The organism is Brachybacterium sp. FME24 (genome assembly GCF_014897705.1).
Lineage (GTDB): Bacteria > Actinomycetota > Actinomycetes > Actinomycetales > Dermabacteraceae > Brachybacterium.
In genome coordinates, this window is the sequence record NZ_JABUXV010000012.1 from 129,082 (window position 1) to 145,621 (window position 16,540).

Genomic DNA, 16,540 nt, shown 5'->3' on the forward strand with positions numbered 1-16,540 from the left:
TATGTGCGTAGACGCAAACAGTGCGAGGTGGCACATGAATAATCGTCAGCGGCTCGCGGAGCTGCTCGGCGCGATGCAGCGCGATCTGATGCCGAGCGTGGTGCGCATGCACGAGGATGACGGGCTGACGCTGCTGGAGGTCCTGGTGCTCCAGGTCGTCGACCGCCGCGAGGAACCCACCATCAAGCAGGTGTCGGCGCTCATCGACCGCTCCGTGTCCCGGACCAGCCGGATCATCGAACGGCTGGTGCGACGGGACCTCGTGGTTCGACGGGAGGACGAGAACGATCGACGCTCGCGACGGCTTCGGCTCAGCGACGAGGGGAGCGCACTCATCGGCCGGATGCGGGAGCTCCGCGCGGCCGCGACCTGCGATCTGCTCGACCATCTGGATGACGAAGAGCGCTCCACCGTGATGGAGGCGATGGAGCTGCTGGCGAAAGCAGCGAGGAGAGTACGCGATGACCGTGATCCCACTGACTGAGCTCGACCCGGGGGCGATCGACCGGATCGGGGGCAAGGCCGCCGGGCTGGGCGCGCTGATCGCAGCCGGAGAACGCGTCCCCGCAGGGTTCTGCCTCACCACGGAGGCCTACGACGCGGGCAGCATCCCGCGCGAGGAGATCGCGGCGGCCTACGCCGACCTCGGAGACGACGTGCCCGTCGCGGTCCGTTCCAGCGCCACCGCGGAGGACCTCCCGTGGGCCAGCTTCGCCGGCCAGCAGGACACGATCCTGGACGTGACGGGCCTGGAGGATCTGCTCGCCGCGATCGAGGCCTGCTGGGCGTCGCTCGACACCGAGCGGGCCATCGCCTACCGCGCGGCCAACGGCGTGACCGGGTCACGGATGGCCGTCGTGGTCCAGACCATGATCGAGCCGCGGGCCGCAGGTGTCCTGTTCACCGCGAACCCGATCACCGGCGCCCGCGGCGAGATGGTCATCGACGCCGCTCCCGGGCTGGGGACCGCCGTCGTCGACGGCACCGTCGAGGCCGACCACTACGTGCTGGGGGAGCAGATACCGCAGCACCCACGGGGCTGCCTGGACCGCGCCGAGCTCGCCGAGCTGCGCAGCGTCGGTCGTCGGATCCAGGAGCACCTCGGGGCACCGCAGGACATCGAATGGGCTCTCGACGCCGACGGCACTCTCTGGCTGCTGCAGTCCCGTGCCGTCACCAGCCTGTTCCCCGTCCCCGAGGTCGAGGACGGCGAGCTGCGGGTCTACATGGAGGCAGGGCACATGCAGGGCATGCTGCGGCCCATGACTCCGATGGGTTCCTCGGTGCTGGTGCAGGTGGGCCGGCAATGGCTCGAGATGTTCGGAGCCGGGACTGTGGACAAATCCTCCCCGATCCGCTTCCTCGGCGGCCGCATGTTCCTCGAACTGACCCCCTTCCTCCGCAACCCGAGCACTCGCAGGCGAATGCCCGAGATGATGGCTGCGTATGGGCCCCGAGTCGTCCCCGCCCTGGAGAAGGTCGTCCAGGACCCGAGGCTGACCCCTCAGCGGATGCGGATCCCACTGGGCACGGTCGCGCGGATCGTGGCGCACACCGCACCGTCGGTCGCGCGCGGAGTCGTCGCCGCCCTGCGACGGCCCGACGCCGAGAGCCGGCGGATCCTCGCCTCCGCCGACACGGTGCGGGAGATCTGCGAGGGTCCCGCACACCGCGCGACGGTGATCGGGCACCTCGACCTCGCCGAGCGCGTGCACCTGGCCGTGCTGGGCGCACCGATGATGGAGAGCCTGCATCCGCTGTGGGCCGCGATGGGCTGCCAGAGCGGCGCGGCCTGGCTGCTGAAGGGACTGGCCACGGACAGCGAGGTCTCCGGGGTGGTCCGCGGCGCCCCGTACAACGTCACCACCGAGATGAACCTGGCGCTGTGGCGGATCGCGGCGGAAGCGACGGACCATCGCGAACTGCTCATCGGAACCCCGGTCCCGCAGCTGGTCACGAAGTTCCGCGACGGCACCCTGCCCGATATCGGCCTGGAGCAGTTCCTCGCCGTCTATGGTCACCGGGCCGCCGCCGAGATCGACGTGGGCGTGCCCCGCTGGGGGGAGGACCCCTCGCCGGTCTTCGACGCGATCGCCAACTACCTGCGCCTGACCGACGAGGAGCAGGCGCCCGATGCGCGCTTCCGGCGCGCCGCCGAGGAGGCCGAAGCCACGATCGAGGAGCTGGTGCAGCGGGCGCGGGACCAGCGGGCCCCGATCGCACCGCTGGTCAGCTTCCTGCTGCGCCGGGCTCGGCAGCTCATCGGACTGCGCGAGTTCCCCAAGTACCTCTGGCTGTTCGCGCTGAAGCAGGTACGGCGGGAGCTGCTCGCCGCCGGGGCGATCCTCGTCGAGCAGGGGCAGCTCGACGAGGCGGAGGACATCATGTTCCTTGACCTGGAGGAGGCGCGATCCGCCGCGCGCGACGGCGCCGACCTGCGGGAGCTGGCCACGCAGCGACGCGCCACCCACGATCGGGAGATGCGGCGCCGGCACGTGCCCGTCGTGCTCCTGTCCGACGGCACCGACGTCGAGGCCACCCTCCCGGTGCCCGAGCATGCTGACGGGCTCCGGGGCACCGGCGCCGCCCCGGGAACAGCGACGGGCCGGGCCCGAGTGATCAGAGACCCCCGCGGGGCGCGCATCGACCCGGGCGAGATCCTGGTCGCCCCCACCACCGATCCCGGCTGGACCCCGCTGTTCCTCACCGCGGCGGGGCTGGTCACGGAGACCGGTGCGGCCATGGCCCACGGGCCGACCGTCGCCCGCGAGTACGGCATCCCGGCCGTGATCTGCGTGCGGGACGCGACGACGCAGATCCGCACCGGGCAGCTGATCACGATCGACGGCGCGAGCGGGCTGGTGACGATTGCGGACGAGGGGGCGGAGGCTGCCGATCGCCCGGAAGGGGACTCCAGCGAGCCGCGCAGTGCGGTGCGGCCAGGAGACGGCGCGTAGGGCGGTCTGTCCGCCCTGGCTCTCGAGACCGCTGAGACCACGGCATCAGTCACGAGCGGCGGCACCGGAATCCTCTGCTCTGATCGGGGAGCCGGCATCCGGCTTCTGGTCGAGGGGGGCGGTCGCTCCGTGCCACTGGCCCTCTACGCGCAACTGGGCAGAGGCGCGCAACAACGCGAAGGCCTCGGCCGAGGCGGTACCCGGCTCGGCGTCGTAGAGGATGACCTGCCAGCATGCCGAGTCCGGCACGTCCAACGCCTGGTAGCCCAGCGCCAGGTCCCCCACCTGCCGGTGTCGGAATCGCTTCGTCTCGTGTGTCTTGCCCTGCACCCGCTGCTGCAGCCACAGTGCTCGGAACTCCTCGCTGGCCTCGGACATGTTCTGCACGAAGGGGTCCATCGCGAACGCGGGCAGGCGGGTCGAGTTGTGCCGCAGGGTCGCCACGACGCTCTCGGCGGCGCGGTCCCAGTCGGCGTAGAAGGATCGGGCGGCCGGGTCCAGGAACAGCATCCGTGCGAGGTTGTCCTGCGCTGCGAAACCGTCGAACAGCGCTCGGGCGAGGGCATTCGGGGCGAGCACATCCAGGGTCCCGGTGATCACGAACGCGGCCTGGTCCTGCCACCGTCCGAGCAGGCGCGCCAACTCCGGGCGCACGTTCTCACGGGCTGCGCTGACCGGCTCCTGGAACCCGGCCTGGCGGAAGAGATGGTCCCGCTCGTCCCCGCGCAGATCCAGACCCCGGGCGAGGGCCTCGATGACCTGCGCCGAGGGGTTCTTCTCGCGTCGCTGCTCCAGGCGCGTGTAGTAGTCCGCGCTCAATCCCGTCAGCACCGCGACCTCCTCGCGGCGAAGCCCCGGCACCCGGCGCGCGCCCGTGCTGGGCAGGCCGAGTATCACCGGATCCAGGCGTGACCTGACGCTGCGCAGATACTCTCCAAGGCTCATGTCAGCACAGCCTATGCAGGTCGGATCCCTGCCGCCTGGCCCTGTCGCACCCAGGCAGGGTGCGGCCTGGTCCGACCGGGCAGTGACGAGAAGCCTGGTTCCTGTCGGCCGGGGCCTCGGTCGGCCCGACGAAACCCAGGAGCCCTGATGACCACCACCGCTATCGCCCGCCAGGCCACCTCGCAGACTGCACCCAAGATCATCCTCATCACCGGCGCCTCCAGCGGAATCGGCGCCGCCACCGCCCGGCAGCTCGCGGCCGACGGCCATGTCGTAGTCCTCGGCGCTCGCCGACGCGACCGGCTGGACCAGCTCGCGGCCGAGATCCGGGAGAACGGCGGCGTCGCGTACCCGATCACGCTGGACATCACCGACCTCGAGCGCACCCGCGGGGTGGTCCAGCACATCATCGACGAGTTCGGCCGGCTCGACGTGCTCATCAACAACGCCGGTGTCATGCCGCTGTCCACCCTCGAGCAGGCCAGGGTCCAGGACTGGAACCGCATGATCGACGTGAACATCCGCGGCGTGCTGCACGGGATCGCCGCGGCGCAGCCGGTGATGCGCGAACAGAAGGGTGGGCACATCATCACGCTTGCCTCCACCGGTGCCCACGAGGTGCTGCCCAGCGCGGCGGTCTACTGCGGCACCAAGTACGCCGTCCGCGCGATCACCGAGGGACTGCGCCTGGAGTCCGAGCCGTGGATGCGCGTGACCACCATCTGCCCCGGGGTCACCGAGTCCGAACTGGCCGATACCATCACCGACCCCGAGGCGGCCGCCGCGATGCGCGAATACCGCGCCGGTGCGCTGCCCGCCTCGGCCATCGCCCAGGCGATCTGCTACGCCGTCTCCGCCGAGGAGGGCGTGGACGTCAACGAGATCATCGTGCGGCCCGTGACGCAGCGGCCGTGATACGTCGACGGTGCGGCCAACGCAGCGAGCGCCGAACAGGAGTTCACGAGTGCCGTGCCGCCGAAGGCGTCCCAGTGCAGCTGGTTCCGGACTTGCGTCCGCTACAGATGCTTGATCGGTCGCTGACCCCACGGACGAAGAGAGCGCTGTGCGAGTTCAGCAACGGATGCCTCATCGAGCACGCGAGCGAGAGGAACCTGATCGAGGCTCACCGCCAATCGGCACGCGTCCTCGAGCTCCACTGTCGCGGTAACGGCCTCGTCGACCGTCGAGGCGACCAGGACGAGCCCGTGGTGTGCGAGCAGAACTGCATGGAAGTCGAGGTCCACTCCATCGATGAGTGCGCCGAGCTCCGGGTCGCCAGGATGCCGGTACGGAATCAATGGGCAGTTGCCGACCTTCATGGCGAAGTACGGAGCGTACGGCGGAATGGCGCAATGCTCGCTCCATGGCGGCAGGCACGAGCTCTGGACGGCGTGAAAGGAATGCGTGTGGACCACGACCCCGGCGCCGAATCGCCGATACATCGCGGCGTGGATCGGCATCTCCTTGGATGCCTTGGGCCCGGTGACCTGCTCGAGATCGCCGCCGTCCGTGCTGGTGAGCCAGCTCAGACCGTCAGGATCCAGCGCGCCCATATCGGTGCCGCTCGGACTGGCCACCACCTCGCCGTCCTCGGTACGCACGGAGATGTTCCCGGCGGTTCCGCGGGAGAGGCCGAGGGAGACGAGGCGTCGACCGAGTTCCACAAGGTCATCAGCGGTGCTCACAGGTGATCCCATGCCTTCACGAAGAGGTCGTCACTGCCGAAGTTCCCGGACTTCAGCAGCACATTGCATTCCCACTCTGTGCCGGAGCCGTCTGGGTCGAGCGCAACGCCGCGCGCCCAGGACACCCCTGGGTCGACCTCGTCGCCCAGTTCGAGATAGCGGATACCCAGCCTGTTGATCACCGCTCCCGACGTCTCCCCGCCGGCGATGAGGATCTGCCGGGCGCCGGAATCGTAGGCATGACGAGCGAGGAGCGACAGAGTGGACTCGACACCCTCCGACTGCTCTCGCGTGGGCGCATTCTCTCCGAGGGCTCCAGCATCGGAGTGGATCAGCACCGGGCGTTCGGGCGCCTCGCGCCAACGGTCACGGACCCACGCGATCAGTTCCTCGGCGAGCGCCGCGGGGTTCTCCGCGACGCGCGCCATGTCCAGGGGGCGGGTCGGGTAGGCAGATTCACCGATCGCCACCTGACCGCGCGTCGCGGTGGAGGCACTGCCAGCGAGGATCAGGCGGTGGCCGTCGACTGCGCGCAGGGGAGCCGGCTGAGCACTGCTTCGCTGGGCTCCGAGAGCAAGCCCAGAGCCTCCGGTCACCAGGGCGTCCTGTGCAGTGGCCGCGTTGATGATCTCCAGATCGGAGTTCTCGATAGCATCGACGACGAGGTAGAAACTGCCGGCGGCCTGGGCGTCGTCAAGGGCTTGACGGAGAGCTTCAGGCCCCTGGCGCACCGTGGAGAGCGGAACGAGTCCCACGCTCCGTGAGGTCTGTGCCCGCAGCAGTCGCACCACATCGGAGTCCCGCATCGGATTCAGCGGATGGTCGCGCATCGGGCTCTCGGAGAGCAGTTGCTGGTGGACGAAGAGGTGCCCCTGATAGACGGTGCGACCGTTGCCCGGCATCGAGGGGACCACCACTGCTCGTCCAGCACCGACGGCATCGGCAAGCGCGTCGGCGATCGGGCCGATATTGCCGTCCGGGGTGGAGTCGAACGTCGAGCAGTACTTGTCGTAGACCTGCACGCCATCCAGTGCTGACAGCACCTCTCCGACATGGACGGCGACGAGGCGCGCCTGCTCCCGAGGTACGGAGCGGATCTTCACCGCATAGACCACGGCATCCATCCCATCGGTGACGAGCTGGTCGCCCTCGGCGGGCTCTCCGAGCACGACCACCGTGCGCAGTCCACGACCTCGCCAGGATCCGGCGAGGTCGGTCGCCCCCGTCACGTCATCCGCAAGAGCTGCGATCTTCATGTGCATCCTTCTTTCTGCGGCGGGTCAGGATTGGCTGGATTGGATCTGTTCGACCCAGGAACGCACGGTGGGATCGGCGGTCTCGTACAGCGGCAGAACGTGCTCGCGCCACTCGATTGCATCGATCTCGAAGAACTCGACGCCCTCCTCGCGAAGGAAGTCGATGTTCTCCTGCGTCTCCTGGATCGAGATCTCCCGGTACCACGCAGACACCGCGGCGACTGACTCGTCCACGACGCGGCGGGTCGCGTCATCCCAGTTGTCATAGGTGTCGCCCCAGGTCTGGAAATGGAAGTTGCCAAAGATGTGGTTCGTGTTCGTGACATACGGCGCGACCTCGTAGAACGAGTTGAAGCGGACCACATCGATGGGGTTCTCCTGCCCGTCGATCGCCTTCTGCTCTATCGCGGCGAACACCTCGGTGAGCGCGAGAGGCGTCGGGGCCGCCCCGAGCATCCGCCAGGTCTCAATGTATGTCTCCTGCGTCGGCACGCGGAGCTTGAGCCCGTGCGCCTCCTCGAGAGACGCCACCGGGCGCATGGAATTCAGCACCCGCGGCCCGCGGTACATGTCACCGAGCAGGAGGAAGCCAGAATCCTCCCGGATGGCCTGGATCATCGTCGCACCGAGGGCTCCGTCCCACACGGAGAGGAAGTGCTCTTCATCGGCGTACAGGAACGGGAGGCCCTCGATTGCGGCGAGTTGGGTGTACCGCTCGAGCGAGCCGACCGACTCGATCACGAAGTGCATAGCGCCGATCTCGGTAGCCTCCTGCATGTCCTCCCAGCTTCCGAGCTGTCCTGAGGGGAAGACCTCGACGGTTATCGACCCGTTCGAGCGCTCGGCGACTTCGTCCCCGAACTTGGTCGCGGCGCGGTTCTGCAGGCTGCCCACACCGTAGGTGTGGCCGAGCCGAAGGGTTTCAGGGGTTGGGTTCGCGGTGCCGCGTGCGCAGCCTCCGAGCGCCGCAGCAGCGGTTCCTGCGGCGAGTGAGGACAGCAGTGTTCTTCGGGTCCAACGTGGCATGAGATGTCCTTTCGCGCCCATGGGTCAGTACAGCCCGATGAGCAATGGGCCATAGCTGACGAGGAACAGCAGTCCGATGGCGGTGGCGAACCACGGCACCAGATCGCGGAAGCTCTTCTCCATCGAGATCCCTGCGATCTTCGTGGTGATCAGCAGGCAGATGCCGACGGGAGGTGTGATGAGCCCGATCGCGAGGTTGATGACCACGATGAGGCCAAAGTGGACTGGATCGATGCCAGCTGCGGCCACGATCGGCAGCAGGATCGGCGTGAAGATGATGATCGCGGCATTGCCCTCCATGACCGCTCCGATCGCGAGCAGTAGCAGGTTGATGAGGAGCAGGATCAGGAAGGGATTCGACGTCAGCTCCAGCATCGTCGAGGAGATGGCCTGAGGGATCCCCCCGGCGACGAGCGCCCACGAGTAAATCTGCGCCATCGCGATGATCATCATGATGGCGGCGACGAGCATGAGGGTCTCGCGGAAGATCTGTCGGACCTTCGCGACGGCCAGCTCGCGGTACACGAACCCCGAAAGGATGAGGGCGATCAGTACGGCGACGGCCGCACCTTCAGTGGCCGTGAAGACGCCGAGGCGGATACCCCCGAGGACGACAACGGGGATGGTGAGCGACGGCAGTGCTTTGCTGAACGCGCTCAGCACCTCTCTCCCGTTGAGCTTCGCCTCCGACGGGTAGTTGCGCTTCTTGGCGATGATCCAGCCGGTCAAGATGTAGACCAGGGCGAATCCGATCCCGATGTACAGGCCGTGGAAGAAGAGGTCGCCGATGGACACCTCTGCGGTCACGCCGTAGATGATCAGCGTGATGGAAGGAGGGATCACCAGCGCGACGGTCGAGGCAGTGGCAGTGACCGAGGCGGCGTAGCCGGCGGAATACCCCCGCTTCATCATCTGAGGAATGAGGACCCGGCCGACGGAGCCGGCGTCTGCCACGGCGGAGCCGGAGATGCCGCCGAAGATCATGTTGGTGACGATGTTGACGGCGGCCAGGCCTCCTTTCATCGGGCCGACGATCGCATAGGCGAAGTCGATGAGGCGGCGAGTGATTCCGCCGGCATTCATGATCGAGCCCGCGAGGACGAACAGGGGAATGGCCAGCAGAGGGAAGGAGCGCAGGCCGGCGATCATCCGCTGGGAGGCCAGCGCGAGCGGCACATCGGTGAAAAGGCCGAGGCCGAGCAGCGAGGCCAGGGCGATCGCGATGGCAATCGGCAACCCGATGACGATGAGGAGGACGAATCCTCCGATCAGTACGTAACCCACGTCAGATCAGCTCCTCTTCAGAGGTGGCTGCTCCGGGCGACGTAGGTCCTGTGATCTGTCCTCGGGAGAGCAGGACGATGCGTTCGAGCGCGTAGAGGCCTGCGGCGAAACAGCCGATCGGCACGGACACGTACATGACGATCAGGGGGATCTCGAGTCCCGAGCTCATGGAGATGCCAGGGAGCGTCTGACGGGCACCCGAGGCGAAAAGCCCGAAGGAAGCCACGCCGATGGCGACGATCGTCAGCCCGACGACGGCATTGAGCAGGATCTGGGCCCACCGCCACCTGGCCCCGGCGATGCGATGGACAAGGAACTCCATGGAGATGTGCTCCTGATGCCGGAGGCCGAGAGGGATCACGAGCATCACGCACCACACGAAGCACAGCGTCGCGAACTCTTCGGACCAGCTGGTGGGACTGTTGACCACGTATCGGAGGAAGACTTGAAGAAGGATGACGCCGGTCATTGCGGTGAGCGCGACGGCGGCTAGGGTGAACAGCGCCTTCTCGAGCAGGTCGAGACCCCTCGACAGCACGGTCACGGGACCATCACCAGCTTGAGGATGTCGCCAGGTCCGTGTGCAGCCATGTCGTTGATGAGCTCCACACCCTCTTCCAGGGTCGTGTTACGCGTGACCAGGAGATCAGCGATCTCCGGATAGCGGGCCATGATCTCGAGCGCCTCGATGAAGTCCTGACGGATGTACATGGCGGTACCCAGGAATGAGATCTCCTTGACCTGGAGTTCTCCGACCGGGACCTCGAGGCCGGACGAGAAGACAGCGACTTGGATGATCGTCCCTCCGGTGGCGATGCGGTCGAAAGCCGTCTCCAGGAGGGCTGGGACTCCTGCCGCGATGAAGATCGCGTCGTACCGGTCATCAGGCCCACTGGGGAGAGTGCCGGGCTCGTGCACCTCGGACGCGCCCATGGCTGCGAGAGTCGGTTCCAAGAAGGTACGCGGCTCGACCACGTCCACGGTGGTGACGCCCTTGGCAGTCAGCACCCGGGTGATCAGGGAGCCGATGGTTCCTCCGCCGAGCACGAGCGCGCTGTCCACGGCGTCGAGTTCCACTCGGTTGACGGCATGCACTGCCACGGCGATCGGCTCGGCAAGAGCAAGGTGCTCGTCCTTCACCCGGTCGGGCGCCGGGATGAGTGTGTATTCCGGCACGGACACGAGGTCGGCGAAGGACCCGTCCCATTCGCTGATTCCCAGCATCTGCTTGCGGGGGCAGAGGTGGTACCGGCCCGAGTTGCACTTGGTGCACTGCCCGCAGACGCGCTGTGGATCAATGACGACCCTGTCCCCGACTGAAGCCGCGGTGACGCCTTCGCCGATCTCATGCACGATGCCGCCGGCCTCATGACCGCTGATCAGTGGCGGCTTCCGGAAGATGTGCTTCCCCTGGAGTGCGGAGAGATCCGACCCGCATACCCCGGTGGACGTCACGGCCACGACGACCTCTCCGGGACCAGCAGCGGGCACGGGCAGCGGGACGACCTGCGCCCGGCCCTCGGCTTCGAAACGTATACCGCGCACGGTGCTCCTTCATTGAACTTCTCTGGTCAACAGCATCCGACACCAGGCCGAATCCGGTAGGAGCGTATCCGGTCATACCAGTTGGGGCAAGGCGGTGCGAAGCGACCGGATAGCGGCCCGCACCGCTTGTAGACTGCGACGACGATGAGAAGGGGGGACTGGTCCATGCAGGAACCGGGCGATGTGATGTCCACGCCGAGTGAACTGGTCCGTCAGCCGCGGCTTTCGGATCAGGTCGCGGTGAAGCTTCGCGACATGATCTACGAGGGGCGCATGCGGCCCGGCGACGCACTGCCTTCCGAGCGCGAGCTGTGCGACCACTTCTCGGTTTCCCGGACTGTGATCCGCGAAGCGGTCAAGACACTCACCGCGAAGAGCCTGATCACCGCCGTCCCCGGCTCTGGGCTGATCGTCGGGACCACCACGATCGAGGACGTTGCCGAGATATTCGACCTGTACTTCCGCGGCGAGCCGTCACTGCGGTACCTCGATCTCCATGACGTCCGCTATTCCTTGGAGCCTGCGATCTGCGCGCTCGCTGCAGAGCATGCGCAAGACGAGGACGTTGCGGGGCTTTTCGCCCTGTGCGACGAGCTGGAGAAGCTCACTGAGAGCGATCTTGTCGATGCCTCGCGCAATGACGCGATGTTCCACCGCAACATCGCTGTGGCCTCACAGAACAGCTACTACGTCATCTTGTTGGACGCCTTGGGCCGATCGTTGCTGGACACCCGAGTGGCGACGTTCTCGATGGATCCGCGTCGACTCTCGACGGTCGTCGCCGCGCACAGGAAGGTGGCCGAAGCCATCGCCGCCCATGACGCGGAGGCGGCGGCGAACGCGATGCGAGAGCATCTCGGCGAAGTGGTCGAGACCTGGAAGCGATGGTCACCGCCGGAGTGAGGGCGGGACCCGGCCCTGGACGCCCCCGCGCAACGCTGGCAGAAGACCCTGGACATCAACCTCAGCGGCACCTTCTACATGGCGCAGGCGGCCGGGAGGGCGATGGTGGAGGCCGGGTACGGTCGCATCATCAACCTGGCCTCGCAGGCCGCCGTGATCGGCTTGGACCAGCACGCCGCGTACTGCGCGAGCAAGGCCGCGGTGGTCGGGCTGACCCATGTGCTCTCCCTCGAATGGGCCCCGCACGGAGTGACCGTCAACGCCGTCTCCCCGACGGTGGTGGAGACCCCGCTGGGCAAGGCGGCCTGGGCGGGGGAGCGAGGCGAGAAGGCGAAGGCCGCGATCCCCGTGGGCCGCTTCGCCCAGCCCGAGGAGGTCGCGGCGCTGATCGCGTTCGTCGCCGGAGACGACGCCGCCATGATCAGCGGCAGCAACTACCTCATGGATGGGGGTTTCTCGACGGTGTGAGCGTCCTGCGTCGGCGGGAGATCGCGGCGCCTGTGGGCTGAGTCGATGTCTGATCCCCGCGCCCCTGTCCGGCGGAGGGCGAGCGTCTGCTGCCGCGCTTTGTTAGCGTGGCCCGGGTCACATTGTGCTCGATGGAGAGGACCTCGACATGTCGATCGACCTGCCCCTGCTGATGACGGGGCGCACGCGCGGCAAGCGCTCGGCCGTCACCTGCGCGCTCAAGTGCGCGAACCAGTGCGCCTACGACACCTGCAACACCAGCGGGAACAGCTACTTCGGCGACATCGCCGGTGCCGCGATCTCGCGCCGAGCCCTGTTCGGCGCGGCCGGCGCCGGGGCCGTGGTCGTCGCCTACGCCGGCGTGGCGAGCACTCCCGCACTGGCCGACGGGGCCGAGCCCCCGTCGGACCGCTACGCCCCGGCCGGCACTCCGCTGCGCTTCGAGCCGATCGCCCCGGTCGATGCGGAGGTCGACGAGATGACCGTGCCGGCCGGCTACATCTGGTCGCCGATCATCCGCTACGGCGACCCGCTGTTCGAGGACTCGATCCCCTTCGATCCGGAGAACACCACCGCGGAGGCGCTGGCGACGCAGTTCGGCTACAACAACGACTACACCGAGATCCTCGAGGTCGACGGCTCCCGCGGCCGCCGCGCCGTCATGTTCAACAACCATGAGTACGACAACGTCGCACTCATGGTCCCGCCGACCATCGGCGAGGCGGAGAGCATCGAGATCCAGATGGCGGCCCACGGACTCTCCGCCGTCGACCTCGAGCGCAGGTCGCGCAGCGGGCCCTGGAGCTATGTCGTGGGCGGCGAGCACAACCGGCGCTTCACCTTCGACACCGACTTCGAGCTGGTCGGTCCGGCAGCCGGCGCGGAACTGCTGCACACCGTCGCCGACCCCACCGGACGCGTCGTCAAGGGCACGATCAACAATTGCGCCGGCCGCCGCACCCCATGGGGCACCGTCCTCTCGGGCGAGGAGAACTTCCACGGCTACTTCGGCGGTGGTGCGCAGAATGCGGCGCACGAGCGCTACGGCGTGGGAGTCAGCAGCCGCAACTGGGAGTCCGTGGACCCGCGCTTCTCGACGGCCAACGAGGGCTACGAGAACGAGTGCAACCGGTACGGCTGGATCGTGGAGGTGGACCCGTTCGATCCCACCTCGACCCCCAAGAAGCACACGGCGATGGGCCGCTTCAAGCACGAGGGCGCCTCGGCCCTCATCGGCGAGGACGGCCGCGCCGTCGCCTACATGGGAGATGACCAGGCCTTCGAGTACATGTACAAGTTCGTCTCCCGCGACGTGTACATCGAGGGCGACCGGGCCCACAACATGACCCTGCTGGAGAACGGCAGCCTCTACGCCGCGAAGTTCACCGGCGACTCGGAGCTCGTCGACGCGAGAGGCACCCTGCCCGAGGACGGCGAGTTCGACGGCACCGGCGAGTGGCTCCAGCTCACCGACGGCGAGATGTCCCTGGTGGAGGGCTTCACTCTCGAGGAGGTCCTGGTCAACACCCGCCTCGCCGCCGACGCCGTGGGGGCGACCACGATGGATCGCCCGGAGGATGTCGAGCCCAGCGTGCTCACCGGCAAGATCTACGCGGCGCTGACCAAGAACGGCGACCGCGAGGAGTCCGGCGAGCTCGGCATCAACGAGGCCAATCCTCGCGCCGAGAACCGCACCGGTCAGGTGCTCGAGCTGATCGAGGCCGACGGCCAGTCCGGCACCCTCTTCACCTGGAACATCCTCCTCATGGCAGGGGACCCGGCGAGCGAGGACTACGAGGTGTACTACGGCGGCTACCCGGTGGACAAGGTCTCGCCGATGTCCTGCCCCGACAACCTGGCGTTCGACTCGGTGGGCAACCTCTGGGTCTCCACCGACGGCGCCCCCGGCGGCATCGGCTACAACGACGGGCTGTTCCGCATCACGCTGGAGGGCGAGGCGCGCGGCTACACCGAGCAGTTCCTCTCCGTCCCGATCGACGCGGAGGTATGCGGCCCGAACATCTACGACGAGGACGGACTGGTGGTCGTCGCCGTGCAGCACCCGGGCGAGGACGGGGAGTGGGGCGCCCAGCGCTCGCAGTTCCCCTACCAGGAGTTCTCCGAACTGCTGCCGCGCCCCGCAGTGATCCAGGCCTACCGCGAGCACCACACCCCGCCGCGCGGGCCGAAGCACAACAACGGTCGTGGAGGTGGCACCGGAGCGCCGGGCAACGGCAAGGGTCGCGGCGCGGACAACCGGGGCCCGGGCGACAACAGCGGCGGGCCGCACCGGGGCAACGGTTCGCAGGGCTAGATGCGCTCCACGGCATGCACCGTTCCTGCGAAGTCGGCGAACACGATGTAGTCATCGAACGCTGTGCCGGGGGCGAGCACGGGAACCGTGCTGATCCGGGTGATCTGCTCGATGTCCCCCGTTGCGAGGTCCACGGCGGTGATCAGCCCGGAGTGGCTCGCCGCATAGACGACGTCGTCGACGAGCACGAACCCTTCGTCCAGGATCCGCTCGGCCGTCGCGTGGCGGGCCAGCTCCTGTCCGGTCGCGGGGTCGACGCGGACGATCTCGCCACCCTCGTTGGCCAGGACGAGGTCGCCGCTGTCGGTCACGGCTTCGAGGGCGTACTGGAAGGAGCCGTCGAGCCGCCAGCGCGCGCTGCCGTCCGCCGGGTCGAGGCACCAGGTGTCGGCGATGCCGGAGGCCAGCACCCCGCCGTCCGGCAGCACGGTGATCGCATCGTTCCAGGGCCCGTAGATGAAGCGCTGGTAGCCACCCGATCTCTCGGTCAGGGACGTCGTCCACAGGAGCGCGCCGGTGCTGCCGTCCAGAGCATGCGCGCAGCCGTCACCGGCCCCGATGAAGACGCGCTCCCCATCGGAGGCCGGGGCTCCCATGGACGCGGCGGGGAGCTCGGTGGTCCACAGCGCAGTCCCCGACTCCGCCTCCACGGCATGCAGGGTCGAGCCGGCGCAGGCCAGCAGCGCCTCGGTCCCTGCGAGCAGGCCGCTGCCGGGGTCCGCCGCGAAGGGGACGTCGAGGCCGTACCGCCACTGCTGCGATCCGTCCGCGGCGAGGAGATGGAGGAACCCGGCGGTGTCCGGGACCGCGACCGACTTCCCCTCGCTCAGGGCGCGAAGACTGTGCCGGACCTCGCCGTCCACCTGGAACGACCAGTGCGTCGAGCCGGAGGGGTCGAGGCCGAGGACCTGCCCGGAACTGGATGCGACGACCAGCAGCTCCCCGTCGTCCTGGCGGACCAGGGCAGGCCCGGACTGGATCATGCCCTCGAGCTGGGCCTCCCAGGCGATCCCGCGGTCGCCGCGGACGAAGGGGACGGTGAGCAGGCGATCGCCCGACTCGTCCTGCGGACGCACCCGGACCTGCACGCGGTTGTTCCCGGGCGCGAGCCGTGAGGCGTCCAGCGATCCCGAGAATCGGCTCCGCTGACCCGCCAGCGGCGTCCACGAGAGGTTGTCGTTGCGCCCGGCGTACACCGAGGTGTCGTAGAAGGTCGCGTCGACGGCTCCGCGGAACGAGCCGGGCAGCTTCACCTCGAGCGCGATGGAGGCGCCGTCGTCGACGGGGTCCGCGGCGCGCGGCGACCAGCTGTCCTTCCCGCGATCGGGCCGCAGGTCGTAGGTGGTGACGGGGGTGCGCACCGTCTCCGCGGGGGCCGTGAGGTCGGGGATCTCCACGCGGGTGACGTCGAGGCTGTCGATGCTCCCGGTGAGTTCGTAGTAGGCGGCGTCGGTCTTCACCGCGGCGGCTTCCAGCTGATCGCGTCGGTTCACGCGCGTCAGCAGCTCCCGGTGGGTGTGCCCGGTCAGGTGCAGGGAGATGGGATGCGTGGCGAGGACGTCCTCGAAGTCCTGCTGATTGGCGACGTAGAAGTAGCCCTCGCCCATCGGGAAATGGGTCACGAGCACGCAGGGCAGGTTCTTCGAGGTCCGCACCGCCTTCTCGAGTTCGGCGAGCGCCGTGTCCGACCACCAGGCGACCTCCTGCTGGTGGGCTGTGGTGTCCGCCAGGATGATGCGCACCCCGTCGACGTCCTGGAACCGCACCTCCTCGCCGATCCAGTCCTGGCGCAGCTGCCCGGCGCTCGCGTCCCATCGGGTCTCGTGATTCCCGGGGACGGCGGCGACCCGGTCGCGCAGACTGCTCGGGATGGCGTCCTCGAAGGCGCGGAACTCGGCCTCGGTCCCGTACTCGGTGACGTCACCGCCGTGGATCACCAGGCTCGGATCGAAGGCGTCGATGGCCTCGAACACGGCCCTCATCCGGGCCAGGTTCCCCTCGTTCTCGGGATCCGCATGGGTGTCGGCGACGTAGGCGAGGCGAACGTCGGACCGTCCGGGAGGCGTGGCGGGGAGGGTGGCGTGCGCGGTCGCGGTGCCCAGCAGGCCGGTGGCGGGAAGGGAGGCGAGAGCGGTGCGGCGGGAGAAGCGGTTCACG

14 protein-coding genes are annotated in these 16,540 nt (G+C 68.1%); 6 read left to right on the top strand and 8 right to left on the bottom strand.

All coding sequences use genetic code 11. The features are described from left to right. The first annotated feature begins 34 nt into the window (after positions 1-34). Positions 35-484 carry a MarR family winged helix-turn-helix transcriptional regulator gene (locus tag INT51_RS14795; protein WP_193106091.1) on the top strand — a complete coding sequence of 150 codons (450 nt, stop codon included), beginning with the start codon at positions 35-37 and terminating at the stop codon, positions 482-484. Next, positions 462-2,957 (top strand): PEP/pyruvate-binding domain-containing protein, encoded by a 2,496-nt coding sequence (locus tag INT51_RS14800; protein WP_193106092.1) that lies wholly within the window; start codon positions 462-464, stop codon positions 2,955-2,957. Before INT51_RS14795 ends, INT51_RS14800 begins: the two co-directional genes overlap by 23 nt. Before the next feature lie 45 nt (positions 2,958-3,002). Here INT51_RS14800 and INT51_RS14805 read toward each other — a convergent pair whose 3' ends face one another. Further along, the gene (locus tag INT51_RS14805) at positions 3,003-3,902 is read right to left on the bottom strand and encodes a helix-turn-helix transcriptional regulator (RefSeq protein WP_193106093.1); all 900 of its coding nucleotides are present in this window, start codon (positions 3,900-3,902) and stop codon (positions 3,003-3,005) included. Positions 3,903-4,049: 147 nt separating this feature from the next. Here INT51_RS14805 and INT51_RS14810 point away from each other — a divergent pair, with 147 nt between their 5' ends. Further along, on the top strand, positions 4,050-4,817 hold the full coding sequence (locus INT51_RS14810) for an SDR family oxidoreductase (protein WP_193106094.1): 768 nt from the start codon (positions 4,050-4,052) through the stop codon (positions 4,815-4,817). A gap of 101 nt (positions 4,818-4,918) precedes the next feature. On the opposite strand, the gene INT51_RS14815 is transcribed toward INT51_RS14810, so the two are convergent. The 6 genes from INT51_RS14815 to INT51_RS14840 are packed head-to-tail and all read right to left on the bottom strand — an operon-like array spanning position 4,919 to position 10,698. Further along, positions 4,919-5,587, bottom strand: coding sequence for a class II aldolase/adducin family protein (locus INT51_RS14815; RefSeq protein ID WP_193106095.1), 669 nt, complete (start codon positions 5,585-5,587; stop codon positions 4,919-4,921). Continuing rightward, entirely contained in the window at positions 5,584-6,843 is a 1,260-nt protein-coding gene (otnK, locus tag INT51_RS14820; RefSeq protein WP_193106096.1) for a 3-oxo-tetronate kinase, read from the bottom strand. Before otnK ends, INT51_RS14815 begins: the two co-directional genes overlap by 4 nt. A 24-nt stretch (positions 6,844-6,867) precedes the next feature. Beyond that, the gene (locus INT51_RS14825) at positions 6,868-7,869 is read right to left on the bottom strand and encodes a TRAP transporter substrate-binding protein (RefSeq protein WP_193106097.1); all 1,002 of its coding nucleotides are present in this window, start codon (positions 7,867-7,869) and stop codon (positions 6,868-6,870) included. A gap of 24 nt (positions 7,870-7,893) precedes the next feature. Beyond that, positions 7,894-9,153, bottom strand: coding sequence for a TRAP transporter large permease (locus INT51_RS14830; protein WP_193106098.1), 1,260 nt, complete (start codon positions 9,151-9,153; stop codon positions 7,894-7,896). 1 nt (position 9,154) lies between these two features. Beyond that, positions 9,155-9,697, bottom strand: coding sequence for a TRAP transporter small permease (locus INT51_RS14835; RefSeq protein WP_193106099.1), 543 nt, complete (start codon positions 9,695-9,697; stop codon positions 9,155-9,157). Further along, on the bottom strand, positions 9,694-10,698 hold the full coding sequence (locus tag INT51_RS14840; RefSeq protein WP_193106100.1) for a zinc-binding dehydrogenase: 1,005 nt from the start codon (positions 10,696-10,698) through the stop codon (positions 9,694-9,696). The genes INT51_RS14835 and INT51_RS14840 overlap by 4 nt, the downstream gene beginning before the upstream one ends. A gap of 165 nt (positions 10,699-10,863) precedes the next feature. Between INT51_RS14840 and INT51_RS14845 the strand changes: the two genes are divergently transcribed. From INT51_RS14845 to INT51_RS14855, 3 genes are all read left to right on the top strand, one after another. Further along, positions 10,864-11,601 (top strand): FadR/GntR family transcriptional regulator, encoded by a 738-nt coding sequence (locus INT51_RS14845; protein ID WP_193106101.1) that lies wholly within the window; start codon positions 10,864-10,866, stop codon positions 11,599-11,601. Positions 11,602-11,616: 15 nt separating this feature from the next. Beyond that, positions 11,617-12,069 (top strand): SDR family oxidoreductase, encoded by a 453-nt coding sequence (locus INT51_RS14850; protein ID WP_193106154.1) that lies wholly within the window; start codon positions 11,617-11,619, stop codon positions 12,067-12,069. A 148-nt stretch (positions 12,070-12,217) separates the two neighbouring features. After that, positions 12,218-14,383, top strand: a complete 2,166-nt coding sequence (locus tag INT51_RS14855) for a PhoX family phosphatase (RefSeq protein WP_193106102.1) — start codon at positions 12,218-12,220, stop codon at positions 14,381-14,383. Here the strand turns inward: INT51_RS14855 and INT51_RS14860 are convergent. Continuing rightward, on the bottom strand, positions 14,380-16,539 hold the full coding sequence (locus tag INT51_RS14860; RefSeq protein WP_193106103.1) for a PQQ-binding-like beta-propeller repeat protein: 2,160 nt from the start codon (positions 16,537-16,539) through the stop codon (positions 14,380-14,382). The genes INT51_RS14855 and INT51_RS14860 overlap by 4 nt on opposite strands. Between the last annotated feature and the right edge of the window lies 1 nt (position 16,540).

What these genes read in the sequence shown, in the direction of transcription:
- INT51_RS14795 (WP_193106091.1), top strand. Translation starts at nt 35, where the DNA reads ATGAATAATCGTCAGCGGCTCGCGGAGCTGCTCGGCGCGATGCAGCGC.
- INT51_RS14800 (WP_193106092.1), top strand. Translation starts at nt 462, where the DNA reads ATGACCGTGATCCCACTGACTGAGCTCGACCCGGGGGCGATCGACCGG.
- INT51_RS14805 (WP_193106093.1), bottom strand. Translation starts at nt 3,902, where the DNA reads ATGAGCCTTGGAGAGTATCTGCGCAGCGTCAGGTCACGCCTGGATCCG.
- INT51_RS14810 (WP_193106094.1), top strand. Translation starts at nt 4,050, where the DNA reads ATGACCACCACCGCTATCGCCCGCCAGGCCACCTCGCAGACTGCACCC.
- otnK (WP_193106096.1), bottom strand. Translation starts at nt 6,843, where the DNA reads ATGAAGATCGCAGCTCTTGCGGATGACGTGACGGGGGCGACCGACCTC.
- INT51_RS14825 (WP_193106097.1), bottom strand. Translation starts at nt 7,869, where the DNA reads ATGCCACGTTGGACCCGAAGAACACTGCTGTCCTCACTCGCCGCAGGA.
- INT51_RS14845 (WP_193106101.1), top strand. Translation starts at nt 10,864, where the DNA reads ATGCAGGAACCGGGCGATGTGATGTCCACGCCGAGTGAACTGGTCCGT.
- INT51_RS14855 (WP_193106102.1), top strand. Translation starts at nt 12,218, where the DNA reads ATGTCGATCGACCTGCCCCTGCTGATGACGGGGCGCACGCGCGGCAAG.